The organism is Gottfriedia solisilvae (assembly GCF_002128405.1).
GTDB classification, from domain to species: domain Bacteria; phylum Bacillota; class Bacilli; order Bacillales; family Bacillaceae_G; genus Gottfriedia; species Gottfriedia solisilvae.
In genome coordinates, this window is the sequence record NZ_NETJ01000002.1 from 89,846 (window position 1) to 109,571 (window position 19,726).

Genomic DNA, 19,726 nt, shown 5'->3' on the forward strand with positions numbered 1-19,726 from the left:
AACAGCATTAGGGCAATAAATAGTAGTGCCTGTGAATGGTAAAGTATACTTTGCTAGTCTATGATTGCAACTACCAGATTACACCCAATGTCATTCAACATAATCAAATTATAAAAAATAACTATAAAATATTTTTCTAGATTTTAGGAGGAACATGCAATGAGTAAAATTATCGGTATTGACTTAGGTACAACAAACTCTTGTGTAGCAGTATTAGAAGGCGGAGAGCCTAAAGTAATTCCAAATCCAGAAGGTGGACGTACAACTCCGTCAGTTGTTGCGTTTAAAAATGAAGAGCGTCAAGTTGGGGAAGTAGCAAAGCGTCAAGCGATTACAAACCCTAACACAATTATGTCAATCAAACGTCATATGGGTACAACTCATAAAGAACATATTGAAGGCAAAGATTATTCTCCACAAGAAATCTCTGCAATCATTCTTCAAAACTTAAAGGCATCTGCTGAAGCATACTTAGGAGAGCCTGTAACAAAAGCTGTTATTACAGTTCCTGCTTATTTCAACGATGCTGAGCGTCAAGCAACTAAAGATGCTGGTAGAATTGCTGGATTAGAAGTAGAACGTATTATTAACGAGCCAACTGCTGCTGCATTAGCTTACGGTTTAGATAAAATGGATGAAGACCAAACAATCTTAGTTTATGACTTAGGTGGCGGTACATTCGACGTATCAATCCTTGAATTAGGTGATGGAATTTTTGAAGTAAAAGCAACTGCTGGTGATAACCGTCTTGGTGGAGATGACTTTGACCAAGTAATCATCGATTATTTAGTAGCTGAATTCAAAAAAGAAAATGGCGTTGATTTAAGTCAAGATAAAATGGCTTTACAACGTTTAAAAGATGCAGCTGAAAAAGCGAAAAAAGACTTATCAGGTATCACATCTACTCAAATTTCATTACCATTTATCAGCATGGGTGCAGCTGGCCCATTACACTTAGAGTTAAACTTAACTCGTGCGAAATTTGAAGAGCTTTCTCATAACTTAGTAGAAAGAACATTAGGCCCAACTCGTCAAGCAATGAAAGATTCAGGCTTAACAGCTAGCCAAATCGATAAAGTTATCTTAGTTGGTGGATCTACTCGTATTCCTGCAGTTCAAGAAGCAATCAAAAAAGAAACAGGAAAAGAGCCACATAAAGGTGTTAACCCTGATGAAGTAGTAGCTTTAGGTGCTGCAATTCAAGGTGGCGTATTAACTGGTGATGTTAAAGACGTAGTATTACTAGACGTAACACCACTTTCATTAGGTATTGAAACTATGGGCGGAGTGTTTACTAAATTAATCGATCGTAACACTACGATTCCTACAAGTAAATCACAAGTATTCTCTACAGCTGCTGACAACCAACCTGCAGTAGACATTCACGTTCTACAAGGTGAGCGTCCAATGGCTAATGACAATAAAACATTAGGTCGTTTCCAATTATCTGATATTCCACCAGCACCACGTGGAATTCCACAAATCGAAGTATCATTCGACATCGATAAAAACGGTATCGTTACTGTTCGTGCGAAAGATCTTGGAACGCAAAAAGAACAAAACATTGTGATTCAATCTTCTTCAGGCTTAAGTGACGAAGAAGTAGAACGCATGGTAAAAGAAGCGGAATTAAACGCTGAAGCTGATGCAAAACGTAAAGAAGAAGTAGACCTTAAAAACGAAGCTGATCAATTAGTGTTCCAAGTAGAAAAAACATTAAAAGATCTTGAAGGTAAAGTTGATGAGTCAGAAGTTACAAAAGCAAACGAAGCAAAAGATGCATTAAAAACTGCTTTAGAAGCTGGAAACTTAGACGACATCCGTACTAAGAAAGATGCTCTTTCAGAAATCGTTCAAGCTTTATCAATGAAACTTTATGAGCAAGCAGCTGCAGCTCAGCAAGCAGCTCAAGGTGCAGAAGGCGGAGCAAAACAAGGCGATGTAGTAGACGCTGAGTTTACTGAAGTGAAAGACGAGAAATAAGATACTAAGTGAAAGTGACTCACTTTAGCCTCATTTAGTATAAAAACAAGTAGGTTAATTAGTAAGATTACATTGCTTGGATAATTAACAATAGAGGTTAGTCACTAAAAGTTAGTTCAAAAATATATAGATACAAAGGGAAAGTCAAAGTCAGGGTAGTCTTGGCTTTGGCTTTTCTCACTTTAAGAAAGTATAAATTGGTAGAATGATGAGCACTCGACGTAGTAGCCAATTTTATGAATAAAGTATAAGTGCAACTACGCCTCTGACTTCGCCTAAAAGGCTCGTCAGTCGACGAGTTTTCTTTATTTTCTTTTAGAAAAGCACAGAATATGTTAAAATATTCTTTATGTGAAAGGAGCGGATTGAAACACTATGAGTAAACGTGATTATTATGAAGTGCTTGGTGTAAGTAAGAGTGCTTCAAAAGATGAGATAAAAAAATCGTTTCGTAAGTTAGCAAAATCATATCATCCTGATGTAAATAAAGATGCTGATGCACCTGAAAAATTTAAAGAGGTACAAGAAGCATATGAAACGTTAATGGATGACCAAAAACGCTCTCATTATGATCAGTTTGGTCACACTGATCCAAACCAAGGCTTCGGCGGAGGCGGCTTTGGTGGTGGAGGTTTCGGATTTGAAGATATTTTCAGTCAGTTCTTTGGTGGAAATGGAGGCGGTCGTCGCCGTGATCCAAACGCACCTAGAGCAGGAGCTGATTTACAATATACAATGACAATTCAGTTTGAAGAAGCTGCTTTTGGAATGGAAAGAGAAATTGAAATTCCAACAGAAGAAACATGTAACACTTGTAGTGGATCAGGTGCAAAACCTGGAACGTCAAAAGAAACATGTAAACATTGTAGTGGTTCAGGTCAAATGAGTGTTGAACAAAATACACCATTTGGACGTATTGTTAACCGTACAACATGTTCACACTGTCAAGGAACTGGACAAATCATTAAAGATAAATGTAATACATGTCATGGAGCAGGACGTGTGAAAACACGCAAGAAAATCATGGTGAAAGTCCCAGCTGGTATCGATGATGGACAACAAATTCGTTTATCAGGACAAGGCGAACCAGGTAAAAATGGTGGCCCTGCAGGGGATTTATATATTGCATTCCATATTCGTGATCATGAGTTCTTTGAGCGTGATGGAAATGATATTTACTGTGAATTACCATTAACTTTTGCACAAGCAGCATTAGGAGATGAAGTTGAAGTGCCAACGCTTCATGGTAAAGTAAAAACAAAAATACCTGCTGGAACGCAAACTGGTACTAGAATGCGCCTAAAAGGTAAAGGGATTAAAGATGTTCGTGGATATGGTCAAGGTGATCAACACGTAATCGTGAAAGTCATTACACCTACGAAGCTGACAAGTCGTCAAAAAGAGCTTCTAGAAGAGTTCTATAATATTGGTAAAGACCATAAAGACGATAAACATGACTCATTTTTTACAAAGTTAAAACGTGCTGTAAAGAATTTTAACGAATGAGTTGTTCATTAATACAAGTTCGCCGTTATGTAAGGTAGAAAATGGTAACAATAATAATTGAAGAGTAAAATAAATGGCACCCTCTAGACCATTGGAATTGGTTAGAGGGTATTGCCGACTAAAGAAGAGAGTATGAATGGAGTTGGTAGATTTATGAAATGGTCAGAGTTAAGTATTCACACTACACAAGATGCGGTTGAACCGATTTCTAACATCTTACATGAAGCAGGTGCCAGTGGTGTTGTCATTGAGGATGTGTTTGATTTGACGAAGGAACGAGCGCAGGTGTACGGTGAAATCTACCAACTTAACCCAAAAGATTATCCAGAGGAAGGTGTAATCGTAAAAGCATACCTTCCTGTGAATAGTTTTTTAAATGATACTGTCGACGGAATTAAAGAAGCAATCAATAATCTGATTTCATTTGATATTGATTTAGGTAAAAATACGTTTACAATCCATGAAGTGAATGAAGAAGACTGGGCAACTGCTTGGAAAAAGTATTATCATCCGATTTCTATTTCAGATCGTTTTACAATTGTTCCTACTTGGGAGGAATATGAGTCGAAAAAAAATGATGAGCTGATTATTGAATTAGATCCAGGTATGGCATTTGGTACTGGTACTCACCCAACAACTGTTATGTGTATTCGTGCACTTGAAAAGGTTGTTAAAGTAACAGACCGTGTTATAGATGTTGGAACAGGCTCTGGTGTATTAAGTATTGCAGCGGCTAAACTTGGTTCAACAAATATTGAAGCATATGATTTAGATGATGTAGCGGTAAATAGTGCAAAAGAAAATGTTCGATTAAACAGAGTAGACGATGTTGTAAAAGTAGATCAAAACAATCTTTTACAAGGAATCGATGGTCCGTTCCAAGTTGTTGTAGCAAACTTACTTGCAGAAATTATTCTTCGCTTTGTAGAAGATGTTTATAATGTTTTATCACCAGAAGGAACATTCATTTCTTCAGGTATTATCGGTTCGAAGCAACAAGATATAGAAGATGAACTGAAGCGAGTTGGATTTGAAATTGAAGAAGTGATTCATTTGGAGGACTGGGTTGCTATTATCGCAAAAAAACCAGCACAAGTGATTTAATATGCAAAGATACTTTATAGAAGCAACACAACTACAAAATGATATTGTCACAATTATTGGTGATGATGCGCATCATATTTCAAATGTCATGCGAATGAAGCCAGAAGCAGAAATCATTTGTACAGTACCAGGTTCTTCTACAGTTCGGTGTGTCCTTACAAATATTTCTAGTGAAACAGTAACTGCGACTGTTGTAGAATATGTTGAGAATACAAATGAACTGCCAATTTCAATTACCATTGCAAGTGGTCTTCCAAAAGGCGATAAATTAGAACTGATTGTCCAAAAAGGAACAGAACTTGGTGCCTCTGGATTTTTGCCATTTGCTGCTGCTCGTTCGATCGTTAAATTAGATGATAAAAAAGCAGGTAAAAAGGCTGAGAGATGGCAAAAGATTGCAAAGGAAGCTGCAGAGCAATCGTATCGACATATTGTTCCAACAGTCGAACAACCAGTAGCTTTTCAACAATTACTTAATATCATACCGCAATTTGATGCGTGTATTGTAGCATATGAAGAAAGTGCAAAAACAGGAGAAACAGCACAGCTCGTTCAAACATTCCAATCATTAAAAGAAGGGACACGATTATTAGTTGTATTCGGACCTGAGGGTGGATTGTCTGAAAAAGAAGTTGACCAGCTAACAGCTAAAGGTGCAAAACTTTGTGGATTAGGACCTAGAATTCTACGGACAGAAACAGCACCATTTTATGTATTAGCGGCTGCCTCCTATCATTTTGAATTAATGGGGTGAAGAAATGCCACAAGTAGCTTTTCATACATTAGGCTGTAAAGTTAATCATTATGAAACAGAAGCAATTTGGCAGCTATTTAAAGCAGCAGGCTATGACCGTACGGAATATGAAAGCCAAGCTGATGTTTATGTAATTAATACTTGTACAGTTACAAATACAGGTGATAAAAAGAGTCGGCAAGTTATTCGTCGTGCCGTGCGTAAAAATCCAGATGCAGTAATTTGTGTAACTGGTTGCTACGCGCAAACATCACCAGCTGAAATCATGGCGATTCCGGGTGTTGACATAGTTGTCGGTACACAGGATCGAACAAAAATGCTTGATTATATCGAGCAATATCGTATTGAACGTCAACCAATTAACGGTGTAGGCAATATTATGAAAGCACGTGTTTATGAGGAATTAGATGTACCAGCTTTCACTGATCGTACACGTGCATCATTAAAAATTCAAGAAGGTTGTAACAACTTCTGTACTTTTTGTATCATACCTTGGGCGCGTGGTTTAATGCGTTCTCGTGATCCTAAAGAGGTAGTTCGACAAGCAACTCAATTAGTTGAATCTGGTTATAAAGAGATCGTATTAACAGGTATTCATACAGGTGGATATGGTCAAGACATGAAGGACTATAATCTTTCAATGTTATTAAAAGACTTAGAAACTGTTGATGGCTTAAAACGTGTTCGTATCTCATCAATTGAAGCAAGCCAAATTACTGACGAGGTAATTGAGGTTTTACGTCATTCAAATATTGTTGTACGACATCTACATGTTCCATTACAATCAGGTTCTGACACAGTCTTAAAACGTATGCGTCGTAAATACACGATGGCACAGTTTGCTGAAAGAATTGAAAAATTACGTGAAGTACTACCAAATTGTTCGATTACATCTGACGTAATTGTTGGGTTCCCAGGTGAAACTGAAGAAGAATTTATGGAAACTTATAACTTTATTAGAGACAATAAATTCTCTGAACTTCATGTATTCCCATACTCAAAACGTACAGGTACGCCTGCAGCGCGTATGGAAGATCAAGTTGATGAAGAAATCAAAAATGAACGAGTACATCGTTTAATCGAACTTTCAAACCAATTGGCAAAAGAATACGCATCAATGTTTGATGGCGATGTTCTTGAAGTAATTCCAGAAGAAACATACACTGAAGATGGTCATGAAGGCTATCTAATCGGATACACTGATAACTATCTTAAAGTTGTGTTTAAAGGAACTGAAGATATGATTGGTAAAATTGTAAAAGTCAAAATTGCTCAAGCTGGTTACCCAGTGAATAAAGGTGAATTTGTTCGAGTTTTAGAAGATGTAGCAGTTAACTAATTAACATATACCTAAACATTATTGCCTAGTTCAGTAAATGAACTAGGCTTTTTGATTTTGCGAATTTAATTTCTCATTTGTTACTTTAATTGACCTCGAAAAGCACCCTTTCATTCAAGGTATCTTTATTGTTTTTTGATATATGAAAGATGAATTTTTGAAAATGAAAAGGGAATAGTAAAATTTGTAGTTTAAAAAATTCTTAATTTTTGAGGGATGGTGTAGCAAGTGAAGAAATTTGATAGAGCAAAAATTGCTCATGACAAAAATCAATCTATCATTCGTTTTGGTAGAAAAAGCATTCAAACAGTTTTATTATCATTAATGCTAGTACTTGGTTTATCTACTACAGGTTTTGCATTTGGAAGAGGATCAGAAGGACCTGATGTTTTCGTAGTACAAGGAATGTTGAAATCGATTGGAAGTTATTCTGGCAAAATTACTGGTCATTATAATAGTTTAACAGTTAAAGGCGTTAGATATTTCCAAAAAACTCATGGACTCCCAGTAACTGGCGCAGTCGACAAAGCTACATTTGAATCTATTTCTTATGCTTATGCAGTTGTGAAATTTAATGCTGGAAGCGGAGCAGGAAATGGCAGCGGCACTGGAGGCGGAGCAGGTGAAGGTGGCGGTGCTGAAGGCGGAGCAGGTGAAGGCGGCGGCACAGGAGGCGGAGCAGGTGAAGGCGGCGGCACAGGAGGCGGAGCAGGTGAAGGTGGCGGCGCTGGAGGCGGAGCAGGTGAAGGTGGTGGCACTGGAGGCGGCACTGGTGAAGGCGAAGGCCAAGGCGGAGGAACTGGTGAAGGCGAACAACCAGGTAAAGGTGAAACAGAGCAACCAGGTAAAGGTGAAACAGAGCAACCAGGTAAAGGTGAAACAGAACAACCAGGTAAAGGTGAAACAGAACAACCAGGTAAAGGTGAAACAGAACAACCTGGAAAAGGCGAAGCAGAACAACCAGGAAAAGGCGAAACAGAGCAACCAGGTAAAGGTGGAAATGAAGAGCCAAGCAAAGGTGGAAATGAAAACCCACCACCAAGCAAAGGTGGAAATTAATTTTTACAATTAGAATGTAGTAAAAAAAGAGCATCCAATCAGATGCTCTTTTCGTTTAACTAGAGTTTATTGCTGTTTTACATGATGAACTTTTCTATTGATAGTAAATTTGAAAATTGTATGTGTCATTACAATGAAAAAAGATACAAATCCACTAATCCAAATACTTTGAAAGTCACTTGCAAACGGAAGAAAAATGAATGAAATTATGATACCGATAACAGCACTGAATGGAATGATATTCGAAACTTTGCCCTTACTAAATACAATTGAAACAATTGGCGCCAATAATGCGGAATAAATATTCCCTGAGTAAAATAATAATTCTACAATTGAAGAGGAGTTTAGAATTGTAGCAAAGTAGGTGAGAACACCAATACAAATTGATAATAAGTATGCCATTCTTAGTTTTTGTTGCTCATTGGAGTACTTACGGAACGGGCCGATTACATTCACTACGATGAAACTGACTAGAGAATGAAGACCTGCTCCAAATGTAGAAGTTATGGCACTAAATGCACATAAAACGAACAGGATAAAAAAGAATGGAGTCGTAATTTTATTTGCCAGTCCAACTAAAATAGATTGAATATCAGAAAAACCACCTGTGAAAATGACGATGATAAACAGTGATGTAAATGATAATGGGAAGATCAGCCAAATCAATCCGGTTAAAGAAAAAGTTAAAGGCACTTTTTTGATTTCAATCATAAATAAACGATGCCAAGATGTAAGGTCAAAGAAAAACTGACCGAATCCTACGAGCATGCCTGCAATGAGAAAGCTCCATATATCATAATGATTAATCACTAACATATAAGGGTGATAAAGACGTATACCGTCATAAACAGGTTGAATTCCTTCCTTGACGAAAAAATATAAAGGAATCAGTATGACCGCAGCAAACATGATAATGACTTTAAATGCTGCCAGATGATGAATCATTTTTAACCCACCAAATCCTGCAAACAGAACACAAAAACAAATAAATAGAAACATCTCAATAGAAAGGGAGGAATGGAATAGAAATCTAAATAGAGTAGAAGCAGCCATACCTTGGATAAATAAAATATGTAAACTCGTTAAGATTAATATGAAAACGAATGTCCAATAGCCAAGAGGATTTAGCTTTGTTTTTAAATAATCTCCGATCGTTAACCCCTCTGGAAAATCCCTTCTAACTCTTTTACCGATAAAACTAAAAGCAAATAAAGCGAATGCTCCCATCAATGCATACCCAATTCCACCGAATACTCCATATTTCACCATTGATTCAGGAGAAGATAAAATTGTTGAGCCTGTCACCCAGCGTGCTAATAAGGAGAGGATACCCATTCCCATCCCAATTTGAACGGGGCCTTGCACATATTCTTTAAATGATCGTTGATTCAATGTTTACTTTCCTTTCTCACGATACTCTTTCGGTGTAATTCCTTCTATTTTGCGAAATAATGTACTGAAGTAATGCTGACTATTAAACCCTGAGTTTTCAGCAACATCTGAAATATTCCAGGTTGGATTATTCATTAAGAATCGTTTAGCAGCTTGAATTCTATAATGAATAATGTATTCCGAAAACGGCATACCGACTTCTTCATGAAATTTTCTACTTAAGTAAGTTGGGTTTGTATGCACTTCTCGTGCAATATCCGAAAGTGTTAATTTCTCTGTAAAATTGTCATGGATAAATAAAAGTGCTTGATAAATTAAGCTTGAATAATCATTGGACGATTGAGTGTCCTTATACTTTGCTAACACTTTTTGTAAATCACTCTCAATAACTGGCTTCGTTAAATAATCAACAACACCAATTCTAATGGATTGCCTAGCATAATCGAAACTTTGATATGCTGTGACCATGATAATATCTACCTCTTTATTGATTGTTCTTAATTCTTCTGCAAATTCAAGGCCAGACCGCCCCGGTAGATTAATGTCTAAAAAGGCTAAGTTGATTTTGTGATTTTGGTTAATTGTTAGAGCTTGGCATGCGTCGGCAGCTTTATGAAACTTCCATAAAGGAAATGTAGTTTTAATCATGTATTCCATCTGTTCTAGTTCTAAAGGTTCGTCATCTACTAATAATACATTCATTTTTTTGCTACCTCCTCATTTGTCGTGTTGTAAACTAGTGGCCAAACAACCTCTACCTTCGTACCTGTTTCAATTGACGAAATTTGAATGAGGGCTCGGTCATTAAAATATAACTCTAAACGCTTTTTTATATTGTCTAATCCATGGCCATCGTGATCTGAAACTGAAACATTTAAACCCATTAATCCATTATCAATTACTTCTAAAAAAACAGACTCTGATTCCTGGTAGAAACGAATGTTGAGAAGAGCTTCTCCGACTTTTTTTTCTAAACCATGTTTAAATGAATTTTCAACCAAGGTCTGCAAAATAAATGGGGGAACAAGTGCAATAAATAATTCCTTCGGACAATCCATAGCGATCTTCAGTCGATCGCCAAATCGAATACTTTGGATATCTAAATAATGCTTTGTATATTGAATTTCTTGTTCAAGTGGGATTAATGGTTCAGATGCTTTATATTTAAATTTCAAGAATTGTGAAAAAGCTTCAAGCGCACGAATCAATTCAGACTTTCTATTTAAGCGTGCTAACCCTAAAATAACATTTAGTGTATTAAATAAAAAATGGGGTTGGATTTGCTGGTTTAATTTATTATATTGAGCTTCTTGAAGTGCTTGTTCTAAGCGAATTTCTTTGTTTTTATTTTCAAGCAGATCTATTTTTTTCTCAAATACAAATAGAAATAAAAGAGCAATAGCTCCCATAATAGGAGCTAAGATAAATAGCATAATTAATAATGTAAATCCCTCGTAACTAAGCATCGATGAACCTCAATTTTAAAATATTTTAATCGTAAAGCTATCTCTCTACAAACTAATTTATAAAGCTACCTTTCGAAAAACTATACTACTTATGACACGATGTGACAAGCCACTTGATGGTTTTGAGCAGAAATTTTCAACTCTGGTGCTTGCGATTTACAAATATCGATTGCGAAAGGACAGCGGGTATGAAAACGGCAACCACTTGGTGGATCAATCGGTGAAGGAACGTCACCAGTTAGAATAATTCGTTCTCTTTTCTGTACCGGATTTGGTACGGGTATGGCAGATAATAATGCTCTCGTATACGGATGTTGAGGCTGTTCGAAAATGGACTTTTTATCCGCGATTTCCACGACTTTGCCTAAATACATTACCATTACACGATCAGATATATGTCTCACAACTCCTAAATCATGTGAGATGAATAAGAAAGTTAAATTAAATTGTCGTTGTAGTGATTTTAACAAATTTAATACCTGAGCTTGAATAGATACATCAAGTGCAGAAACAGCTTCATCACAAATAATTAATTTTGGTTCAACTGCAAGAGCTCTAGCAATCCCAATTCGCTGACGCTGACCTCCACTAAATTCATGAGGATATCTTTCCATCGATTCCGGTCTTAAGCCAACATGACCTAGTAATTCCTCAATTCTATGTTTTCTATTTTCCTTTGGTACTACATTTTGAATGGCTAATGCCTCGTTAAGGATTTGTTCCACAGTCTGTCTTGGATTCAGTGAGGCAAAGGGATCTTGGAATATAACTTGTAAATCTTTTCTTACTTTTCGCATTTCTTTCTTACTTAAAGAAAGTAAATCTTTTTCTTGAAATTGAATAGTACCGCTAGTAGGTTCATCTAGTCGTAGGATCGCACGGCCAGTTGTTGATTTACCACAACCAGATTCACCAACAATACTTAACGTTTCACCTTGGTAGATGTCAAAGCTAATGTCATCAACAGCTTTTACATGATTAACGGTTCTTCCAAAAATTCCACCTTTGATTGGAAAATATTGCTTCAATTGATTTACGCTTAATAAAACCTTTTTCTCTTCAACTGTGATACTCATTATTCAACACCTACTTTCTCATGTAAAACAAATTCTCGATCCCACTGAACAGTATGCTTCCAACAGCTAACTTGTGTACTCTGATCAATATGTTGTAAATCAGGGACTATTTCTTCGCAAATTTTCTTTGCAAAAGCACAACGAGGAGCAAAGCTACACCCCTTAGGCATATTATATGGGCTAGGAACAGTACCGGGAATCGTTGTTAATTCTTCCTGATCCATGTCTAAACGTGGTAAAGAGTTTAATAAACCAATCGTATAAGGATGTTTAGGATTTTCAAATAGTTCTTTTGCTGTTGTATATTCAACAATTTTTCCAGCGTACATAACAGCAACACGGTCACATGATTCGTATACAACACCAAGGTCATGAGTGATTAAAATCACTGCAGTTCCGAATTCTTTTTGTAGATTTTTAATGAGTTCTAATATTTGTGCTTGAATGGTTACATCAAGAGCTGTCGTCGGTTCATCAGCAATCAATACCTCAGGATGACATGCAAGTGCCATTGCAATCATAACCCTTTGTCTCATTCCTCCACTTAGCTCGTGTGGCTCTTGTTTTGCCCTTTTTTCTGGAGAGGGGATTCCAACAAGCTTCAGCATATCTACAGCCTTTTGCCAAGCTTCTTTTTTTCCAAGGTTTTGATGAAGGCGGATCACTTCTGCAATTTGTTCGCCGACTGAATAAACGGGGTTCAATGATGTCATTGGCTCTTGAAAGATCATAGAAATTTCATTGCCACGGATTGAGCGCATTTGTTTATCGGTTTTAGATAGTAAATCCTCACCTTTAAAGTAAATATTACCTCCAACAATTTTTCCAGGAGGTGAAGGGATTAATCTTAAAAGTGATAAGGAAGTAATACTTTTGCCACTTCCAGATTCACCGACGATTCCGAGTGTTTCACCTTTTTTTAATGAAAAACTGACTTTATTAACTGCTTTACTCGTTCCTTCATCTGTAAAAAAGTAGGTCTCGAGATCTTTAACTTCTAGTATGTTTTCGTTCACCTGTTTCATCTAAGTACCTCCTTAGTTTAAGTCAATTCGTTTATTAAAATATCGATATAGTACGTCAACAGCTAAGTTCATAAATACGAAGATGACAGAGGCGATTAAAACCCCACCTTGAACCATTGGTAAATCCCTTGTACGAATCGCATCAACTATTAATCTACCAAGTCCATTTATCGCAAAAACTGATTCTGTTAATACAGTACCACCAAGTAGGGCACCAAATTGAAGGCCAACAACTGTAATGACTGGGATTAATGCATTTTTCAGTCCATGCTTGTAAATGATGATATGTTCTTTTAATCCTTTGGCTCTTGCAGTACGAATATAATCTTGTCGTACAACCTCCAACATGCTTGAGCGTGTCATTCTGGCAACAATTGCCGCACCACCTGCTCCGAGTGTAATGGCAGGTAGAATCATATGCTGAATCGTTCCCCAACCTGCAACCGGAAATATATGAAGGTTAACAGAGAAAAAATAGATTAGCATGAGTCCAAACCAAAAACTAGGTAAAGAGATTCCTAATAGTGCAATAATCATAATCGAAATATCTGCCATCGAATATTGCTTAGTAGCTGATATAATACCGGCGATCATACCAAGAACAACTGTAATCAAAATGCTTGCAAGTGCAAGTTGTAATGTAATAGGAAGTCGGATCATAATCTCGTCTAAAACAGGTCGATTATTACGAAGGGATTCGCCGAAATCACCTTGAATTGCGTGAAATACATAATCAAAATATTGGTATATGATTGGACGATCCAATCCAAGTTCATGACGGACCATTTCAATTGTTTGTTTTGTTGCACCTTCACCTGCAAGAAGTGTAGCAGGGTCTCCAGGAACCATCTGCATAATAAGAAAAACGACTAAACTTACTCCGAGTAAAACAGGTATTGTTTGTAAGATTCTTCTAATAATGAATAGTAACATTCGCTTTCCTCCTTATTTTTTCATTCTAGGATCAAGTGCATCTCTTAAACCATCACCAAAAATATTAAAGCCAAGTACTAGAGTTGATATCGCAATTCCCGGGAATAAAGCAATGTGTGGTGCACTAAATAAATAATCTCTTCCACTACTTAACATTGCACCCCATTCAGGTGATGGCGGTTGTGCGCCTAAACCAAGATAAGATAAACCTGCTGCTGATAGAATAGCGGTAGCTAAACGAAGAGTAGCTTGGACGATTACCGGTGATAGAATATTCGGAAAAATATGTTTAATGATAATTGTTAAATCCGTTGCACCTAAAGCACGTATGGCATCTATATATTCAAGCTTTCTAACTGATAGAGTTGAACCACGTACAATTCGAGCAAACATCGGAATTGAAAATACACCAACTGCTACCATTACATTGATTAAACTAGGTCCAAGTGCACTAATAATAGCTAATGCCAGTAAGATTCCAGGGAAAGCAAGTAGTACATCAACGATTCGCATAATAATCGTATCCATCCATTTTCCGTAGTATCCAGCCAATAAACCTAGGATAATTCCGATGGCTGCCCCGAAGAATACGGATACAAACCCAACTGTTAATGAAAGTCGACTCCCAAATATTAATCTACTTAATATGTCTCTTCCTTTATCATCAGTACCCATCCAATGATCGAGCGAAGGGGGCTGGAGTTTGTTTACTAAATCAATTTTAAAAGGATCCTGTGGAGAAATGATTGGTGCGAAGATAGCAACTAAAATATAAAACAGTACAATATATCCACCAATCAGTGCCAATTTATTTCTCTTAAACTTCTTATAAAAGGCTTTCCAGCGTTTTAGTTTTTGAGATTCTTTTTTTACAATAGTCATTTCAGATTGATTCATAGCGATCTCTGGCTTCATTGTAGTTCCTCCTTTTCTTTCATTAAATTTATTCAAAATAAGAATTGAAGTAAATATGAAGTGGAAAAGCAGTAAAGATATTAAAAAAACGAGTAAAGATTCTGAAAATATAAAATTTTGTTTTTTTTTATAATTTGATTAAGCCTGATGTACTCATTACAAAAAACTGGAGAAACAAAGGCAAGTATGAAATGGAGGAATCAAAATGAGAAAGAAAACGGTTGGATTATTATTTGCATCACTATTAACAGTCTCGTCTGTTTTATCAGCTTGTACATCAGATAAAACAAGCAGCAATGCATCGGGAACAAAAGCGCAAGCAGGAGGAACATTAGTTGTTGCACGACTATCCGATGCGACGACATTAGATCCGCATTTCATTACAGATATCCCTTCTGCAAATGTTGTGTATGAAAAGGTGTATGAAACATTAGTTGTTCCAGATAAAAATATGGAACCACAGCCTTTACTTGCAAAAGAGTGGAAGCAGCTTGATGACGTAACTTGGGAGTTTAAACTACAAGAAGGTGTGAAATTTCATGATGGAGCGCCATTTAATGCAGATGCAGTAAAAACAAATTTTGAAAGACTACTAGACCCAAAAACAGCTTCACCTCAAGCTGGTAAATTAGAAATGATTAAAGAAATTAAAGTAATCGATGAAACAACAGTACAATTTGTATTGAAATATCCATATGCTCCACTATTATCAATTCTTGAAAGTAATGAGGGTAGTATCATTAGTCCTAAATCGATTAAAGAGAACAGTGATAAAATTGGACAAAATCCAGTAGGAACAGGGCCATTTGTCTTCGATTCTTGGAAATCTGGTGAAGAAATTACGATATCAAAAAATAAGGATTATTGGGGAAATAAACCAAAAATTGATGGAGTTGTTTTTAAAGTTGTACCTGAGGATGCGACGAGGATTGCAATGATTGAAACTGGTGAAGCACATGTAACAGATCAAGTACCAGTAACGGAAATTGAAAGAATAGAAGCATCAGACACAATGGACTTATACAGAACAGACGGACTTGCTGTTGAATACTTAAGTTTCAATACGAAGAAAAAACCATTTGATGATATTCGAGTTCGAAAAGCAGTAGCACATGCAATTGAGGTCGATGCAATTATTAAAGGGGTTTATAACGATATTGGTACAAAGGCTAATTCTACAATGAGTCCAAAGGTATTCGGATATGATCCAACAATTAAAGGATACGAATACGATATTAATGAAGCGAAAAAATTATTAGAAGAAGCTGGGGTAAAAGACGGCTTAGAATTTACATTAACAACAAGTGATCGTAAAGAAAGAATTAATATGGCAGAAGTTATTCAGTCACAATTAAAAGGAATTGGCATCAAAGTGAAAATTCAAGTTCTAGAATATGGAGCTTATATTGAAGCAACAGCAAAAGGCGAACATCAAGTTTCAATCGGTGGTTGGGGAAATGCAACCGGAGATGGAGACTATAATCAATATAATCTTTTCAATAGTAAATCACAAGGTGCAGCGGGTAACAGTGCATTCTATAGTAATCCCGAAGTAGATCAATTAATTGAATCAGCTCGTAAAGAATCTGATAGCGAAAAACGTAAGGCATTATATTCTGAAGCACAAAAAATTGAAAGAGAAGATGTACCATATGTACCAATTCGTAACTACGAACATTTAGCTGTATATGGAAAATCCGTTAATGGTTTATGGTTAAACCCTGCAAACTATTTAATGCTTGAAGATATTACAGTCAAATAATTACTAGATATACATGGAAAGGCAGCATAAGTTTAATATGCTGTCTTCTCAGTTTATTGAGCATTTTTTTGGACATGCCGCAAGTTTGTTGATGAAAAAAGATAAATTGAAAATGAAACCTTGAAAAGGAGATTAAGATGAAAACAAAGCTTAAAGGTCGATATGTCATTGCTTTTAATGGTGAGTATCACGTTATGTTAGAACATGCAGAAGTCGTTTACGAAAATGATACGATCATTTATGTGGGAAAGAATTATGATGCAGAGGTTTCTGAGGTGATCGATACTGGCAACGCGGTCATTAGTCCAGGATTTATTGATTTAAATGCGTTAGGTGATATTGATCATGATATTTTACATTTAGAAGCGAGTGTTACAAGACAAAAAAATCTACTTTGGTCTAAAGAATATATCGAAAAAGGACATAGTGAATGGATGACTGCAGAGGAGGAAGAATTTAAGTCTCTTTATGCGTATTCTCAACTCATTCTTCATGGAATCACAACGGCGATGCCAATTACTTCTGTTTTTTATAAAAAGTGGGCCGAAACATATGAAGAATTAGCTGCTGCTGCAAAACATGCTGCTAATTTAGGTTTAAGAATTTATCTTGGTCCAAGTTATCAATGTGGGATTCGAGTTGTTGAACCGGATGGAACGATAAGAATGCATTGGGATGAGAAAGAGGGAGAAGCGGGTCTTGAGAGAGCGGTACAATTCATTGAAGAATTTGATGGTGGCTATGATGGATTAGTTCGAGGTATGTTAGCTCCTGAAAGAGTTGAGTCTCAAACTGCAAATGTATTACTAAAGACAAAAGAATATAGTGAAGCATTAAATGTTCCAATCAAGCTTCATGCTGCTCAAGGTAGTTTTGAATTTAACACAATATTAAATGAACATGGTGTCACACCAATCAGATACTTATATAATTTAGGATTCCTTGGCAAAAAAACAGGGATTCCACATGCACATTTTGTGTCAGGGTATAGCGAAGCAAATTGTAATATTGATAATGATATTACTCTACTAAAAGAAACAAACACAACAGTTATACATTGCCCATTGATTATCGGTAGACACGGATCTGTATTAGAGTCATTTGCAAAATATAAAAGGGAAGGAATCAATATAGCAATCGGTACAGATACATTTCCTCCCGATATATTTCAAAATGTAAGAACGGGAAGCATGCTCTCTCGTTTATTTGAAAAAGAGGTCGAAGGGTCAACTTATGCTGACTTTTTTCGTTCTGTGACGCTCGATGCCGCAGCTTTTCTTGGACGGGATGATCTCGGCCGAATTGCCAAAGGTGCGAAGGCAGATTTGATTGCCATTGATTTGAATGGATTTCATATGGGGGTAATCGATGATCCTATTCGAACAATGTTTGTCAGTGCAACAGGCAGAGATGTGAAATTATCAATCATTAATGGCAAAATCGTCATGAAGGACCAACAGATTCCAAATGTAGATTTAGAAGAATTGCAGGAAAAAGGGCAAGTTTATTTTGAAAAGATGAGAAATGGATATATGGAAAGAGATTACCAACAGCTGCCAGAAGATGAATTGTTTAAACCATCTTTTCAAACTGTCAAAGCGATTGAATAAATCAGTTCAAGACATTTGAAATGACAAAAACATGATGAAATCGAAATCATATTGACGAGAGTAAACGAATTGAAATTGGTAAAGAAACTGAAAAAGATAGTAAAGATTTTCGAAAATAATATTCTGAATATTTTATATAATTAGATAAATATTGAGGTTGCAAAATAAAAGCAGGGGGTCGAAGTCCATGAAATTCAAACGTGAGATTGGAAAGATTTTTCTTGTACTGATTATGGCTATTATTTTAACTGGATGTTCATCTAATGAAAATGTAGGCACAAAAGCAAATGACCCGAACAAAAATTCAAATGAAGGAGGAACTTTAGTCATCGCTCGACTATCAGATGCTGAGAACTTGGACCAGCAGTTTATGTCCACTATTAATGCTGCGAGTGTTACACATCATAAAGTTTATGAAGGACTCGTGCAACGAGATAAAAATAATGAAATTCAGCCAATGCTAGCAGAAGAGTGGAAACAACTGAATGATACAACTTGGGAATTTAAACTAAAACATGATGTTAAGTTTCATGATGGCACTCCTTTTAATGCTTCTGCCGTAAAAAAGACGTTTGATAGATTACTAGATCCAAATGTAGCTTCACCTAGAGCGGTCGTTTTAAAAATGGTAAAAGAAATAAAAGTGATAGATGAGTATACAGTTCAATTTATATTAAAAGAGCCTTTCTCACCATTACTTTCGATTTTAGCCAATCATGAAGGAGGTATTATTAGTCCAAAGACAATTGATCAATACGGTAAAGAAATTATTCAAGAACCGAATGGAACGGGTCCTTTTAAGTTTCAATCATGGTCACCAGGACAAGAAATTACATTAGTTAAAAACACTGATTATTGGGCAGATGAGCCAAAAGTTAACAAAGTAGTCTTCAAAGTTGTTCCTGAAGATTCTACAAGGATTTCAATGATCGAAACAGGTGAAGCACATATTGCTGAACCACTTCCAGTAGCAGTTATGGAACAAGTAGAGTCATCACAAGCAATGGATATTTATCGAAGTGAAGGCTATGGAACAGAATATATCGGGTTTAATGTGACGAAAAAACCATTTAATGATGTTCGAGTTCGTAAAGCAATTGCTCATGCAGTTGAAATGGATTCAATCATAAAAGGAGTATTTAATGATGTTGGTGTAAAAGCAAACTCATTAATGGGATCAAAAGTATTTGGATATGACGAAAAGCTAAAAGCCTATGAGTATAACTTAAAAGAGGCCAAGAAATTAATGGCTGAAGCAGGATATGCAAAAGGCTTTGAAGCAACAATTTTAACGATGGATAGTAAAGAAAGAGTGAACTTAGCAGAGGTTTTACAATCGCAGTTAATTGGGATTGGGATTCATCTAAAGGTTCAGGTTATGGAATATGGCTCGTTTGTTGAAAAAGTAAATAGTGGACAATCAGAAATGTTCATCATTAGTTGGAGAAATGCAACAGGCGATGCGGATTATAACCAATATAATCTGTTTCATACAGACTCCCAAGGAGGAGCAGGAAACACGTTTTTTTATAGCAATCAAAAGGTCGATGACTTAATTAATGCTGCCCGTAAAGAAAAAGATGAAGAAAAACGAAAAGAATTTTATGCAGAGGCTCAGGAAATTGAAATGAATGACACACCTTATATACCTGTTAGAGTAATTGAAAATGTCGCTGCAGTAGCAAAAGATGTAAAAGGATTTTCAATCAGTCCTTCTGGTTATTTAGAAATCAATGATGTTGCAATTAAATAATCGACAGACAAATCTCAAATTCTCACTTTTTCATTGCTTTCATCTTTTT

Annotated in this window: 16 protein-coding genes; 9 read left to right on the top strand and 7 right to left on the bottom strand. The window is 36.2% G+C overall.

The features are described from left to right. Positions 1-159 precede the first annotated feature (159 nt). The 6 genes from dnaK to CAB05_RS04885 all read left to right on the top strand — a co-directional run bounded on the left by dnaK (position 160) and on the right by CAB05_RS04885 (position 7,745). The gene (gene dnaK, locus CAB05_RS04860; RefSeq protein WP_087998715.1) at positions 160-1,983 is read left to right on the top strand and encodes a molecular chaperone DnaK; all 1,824 of its coding nucleotides are present in this window, start codon (positions 160-162) and stop codon (positions 1,981-1,983) included. A 375-nt stretch (positions 1,984-2,358) separates the two neighbouring features. Continuing rightward, positions 2,359-3,489: a molecular chaperone DnaJ gene (gene dnaJ / locus CAB05_RS04865; protein WP_087998716.1), complete on the top strand. Its 1,131-nt coding sequence runs from the start codon at positions 2,359-2,361 to the stop codon at positions 3,487-3,489. A gap of 153 nt (positions 3,490-3,642) precedes the next feature. Next, positions 3,643-4,593: a 50S ribosomal protein L11 methyltransferase gene (gene prmA / locus CAB05_RS04870; protein ID WP_087999530.1), complete on the top strand. Its 951-nt coding sequence runs from the start codon at positions 3,643-3,645 to the stop codon at positions 4,591-4,593. A gap of 1 nt (position 4,594) precedes the next feature. Then, positions 4,595-5,347 (top strand): 16S rRNA (uracil(1498)-N(3))-methyltransferase, encoded by a 753-nt coding sequence (locus CAB05_RS04875; protein WP_087998717.1) that lies wholly within the window; start codon positions 4,595-4,597, stop codon positions 5,345-5,347. Between the two features lie 4 nt (positions 5,348-5,351). Beyond that, the gene (gene mtaB / locus CAB05_RS04880) at positions 5,352-6,686 is read left to right on the top strand and encodes a tRNA (N(6)-L-threonylcarbamoyladenosine(37)-C(2))-methylthiotransferase MtaB (protein ID WP_087998718.1); all 1,335 of its coding nucleotides are present in this window, start codon (positions 5,352-5,354) and stop codon (positions 6,684-6,686) included. A gap of 228 nt (positions 6,687-6,914) precedes the next feature. Then, entirely contained in the window at positions 6,915-7,745 is an 831-nt protein-coding gene (locus tag CAB05_RS04885; protein ID WP_235821369.1) for a peptidoglycan-binding domain-containing protein, read from the top strand. A gap of 66 nt (positions 7,746-7,811) precedes the next feature. Here CAB05_RS04885 and CAB05_RS04890 read toward each other — a convergent pair whose 3' ends face one another. The 7 genes from CAB05_RS04890 to nikC all read right to left on the bottom strand — a co-directional run bounded on the left by CAB05_RS04890 (position 7,812) and on the right by nikC (position 14,519). Beyond that, complete coding sequence (locus CAB05_RS04890; RefSeq protein WP_087998719.1) at positions 7,812-9,137, bottom strand: SLC5/6 family protein; 1,326 nt, start codon at positions 9,135-9,137, stop codon at positions 7,812-7,814. Between the two features lie 3 nt (positions 9,138-9,140). After that, positions 9,141-9,839, bottom strand: a complete 699-nt coding sequence (locus CAB05_RS04895) for a response regulator transcription factor (protein ID WP_087998720.1) — start codon at positions 9,837-9,839, stop codon at positions 9,141-9,143. Then, the gene (locus CAB05_RS04900; RefSeq protein ID WP_087998721.1) at positions 9,836-10,603 is read right to left on the bottom strand and encodes a sensor histidine kinase; all 768 of its coding nucleotides are present in this window, start codon (positions 10,601-10,603) and stop codon (positions 9,836-9,838) included. Before CAB05_RS04900 ends, CAB05_RS04895 begins: the two co-directional genes overlap by 4 nt. An 89-nt stretch (positions 10,604-10,692) precedes the next feature. Next, positions 10,693-11,679, bottom strand: a complete 987-nt coding sequence (locus tag CAB05_RS04905; RefSeq protein ID WP_087998722.1) for an ABC transporter ATP-binding protein — start codon at positions 11,677-11,679, stop codon at positions 10,693-10,695. After that, positions 11,679-12,704, bottom strand: coding sequence for an ABC transporter ATP-binding protein (locus tag CAB05_RS04910; RefSeq protein WP_087998723.1), 1,026 nt, complete (start codon positions 12,702-12,704; stop codon positions 11,679-11,681). Before CAB05_RS04910 ends, CAB05_RS04905 begins: the two co-directional genes overlap by 1 nt. A 12-nt stretch (positions 12,705-12,716) precedes the next feature. After that, positions 12,717-13,637 (bottom strand): nickel ABC transporter permease, encoded by a 921-nt coding sequence (nikB, locus tag CAB05_RS04915; RefSeq protein ID WP_087998724.1) that lies wholly within the window; start codon positions 13,635-13,637, stop codon positions 12,717-12,719. A 12-nt stretch (positions 13,638-13,649) separates the two neighbouring features. Further along, the gene (nikC, locus tag CAB05_RS04920; protein WP_371870386.1) at positions 13,650-14,519 is read right to left on the bottom strand and encodes a nickel transporter permease; all 870 of its coding nucleotides are present in this window, start codon (positions 14,517-14,519) and stop codon (positions 13,650-13,652) included. 238 nt (positions 14,520-14,757) lie between these two features. Here nikC and CAB05_RS04925 point away from each other — a divergent pair, with 238 nt between their 5' ends. From CAB05_RS04925 to CAB05_RS04935, 3 genes are all read left to right on the top strand, one after another. After that, positions 14,758-16,314 (top strand): glutathione ABC transporter substrate-binding protein, encoded by a 1,557-nt coding sequence (locus CAB05_RS04925; protein WP_087998726.1) that lies wholly within the window; start codon positions 14,758-14,760, stop codon positions 16,312-16,314. A gap of 137 nt (positions 16,315-16,451) precedes the next feature. Continuing rightward, on the top strand, positions 16,452-17,924 hold the full coding sequence (locus CAB05_RS04930; protein WP_087998727.1) for a chlorohydrolase family protein: 1,473 nt from the start codon (positions 16,452-16,454) through the stop codon (positions 17,922-17,924). Positions 17,925-18,111: 187 nt separating this feature from the next. Further along, the gene (locus tag CAB05_RS04935) at positions 18,112-19,677 is read left to right on the top strand and encodes a glutathione ABC transporter substrate-binding protein (protein WP_087998728.1); all 1,566 of its coding nucleotides are present in this window, start codon (positions 18,112-18,114) and stop codon (positions 19,675-19,677) included. Positions 19,678-19,726 lie beyond the last annotated feature (49 nt).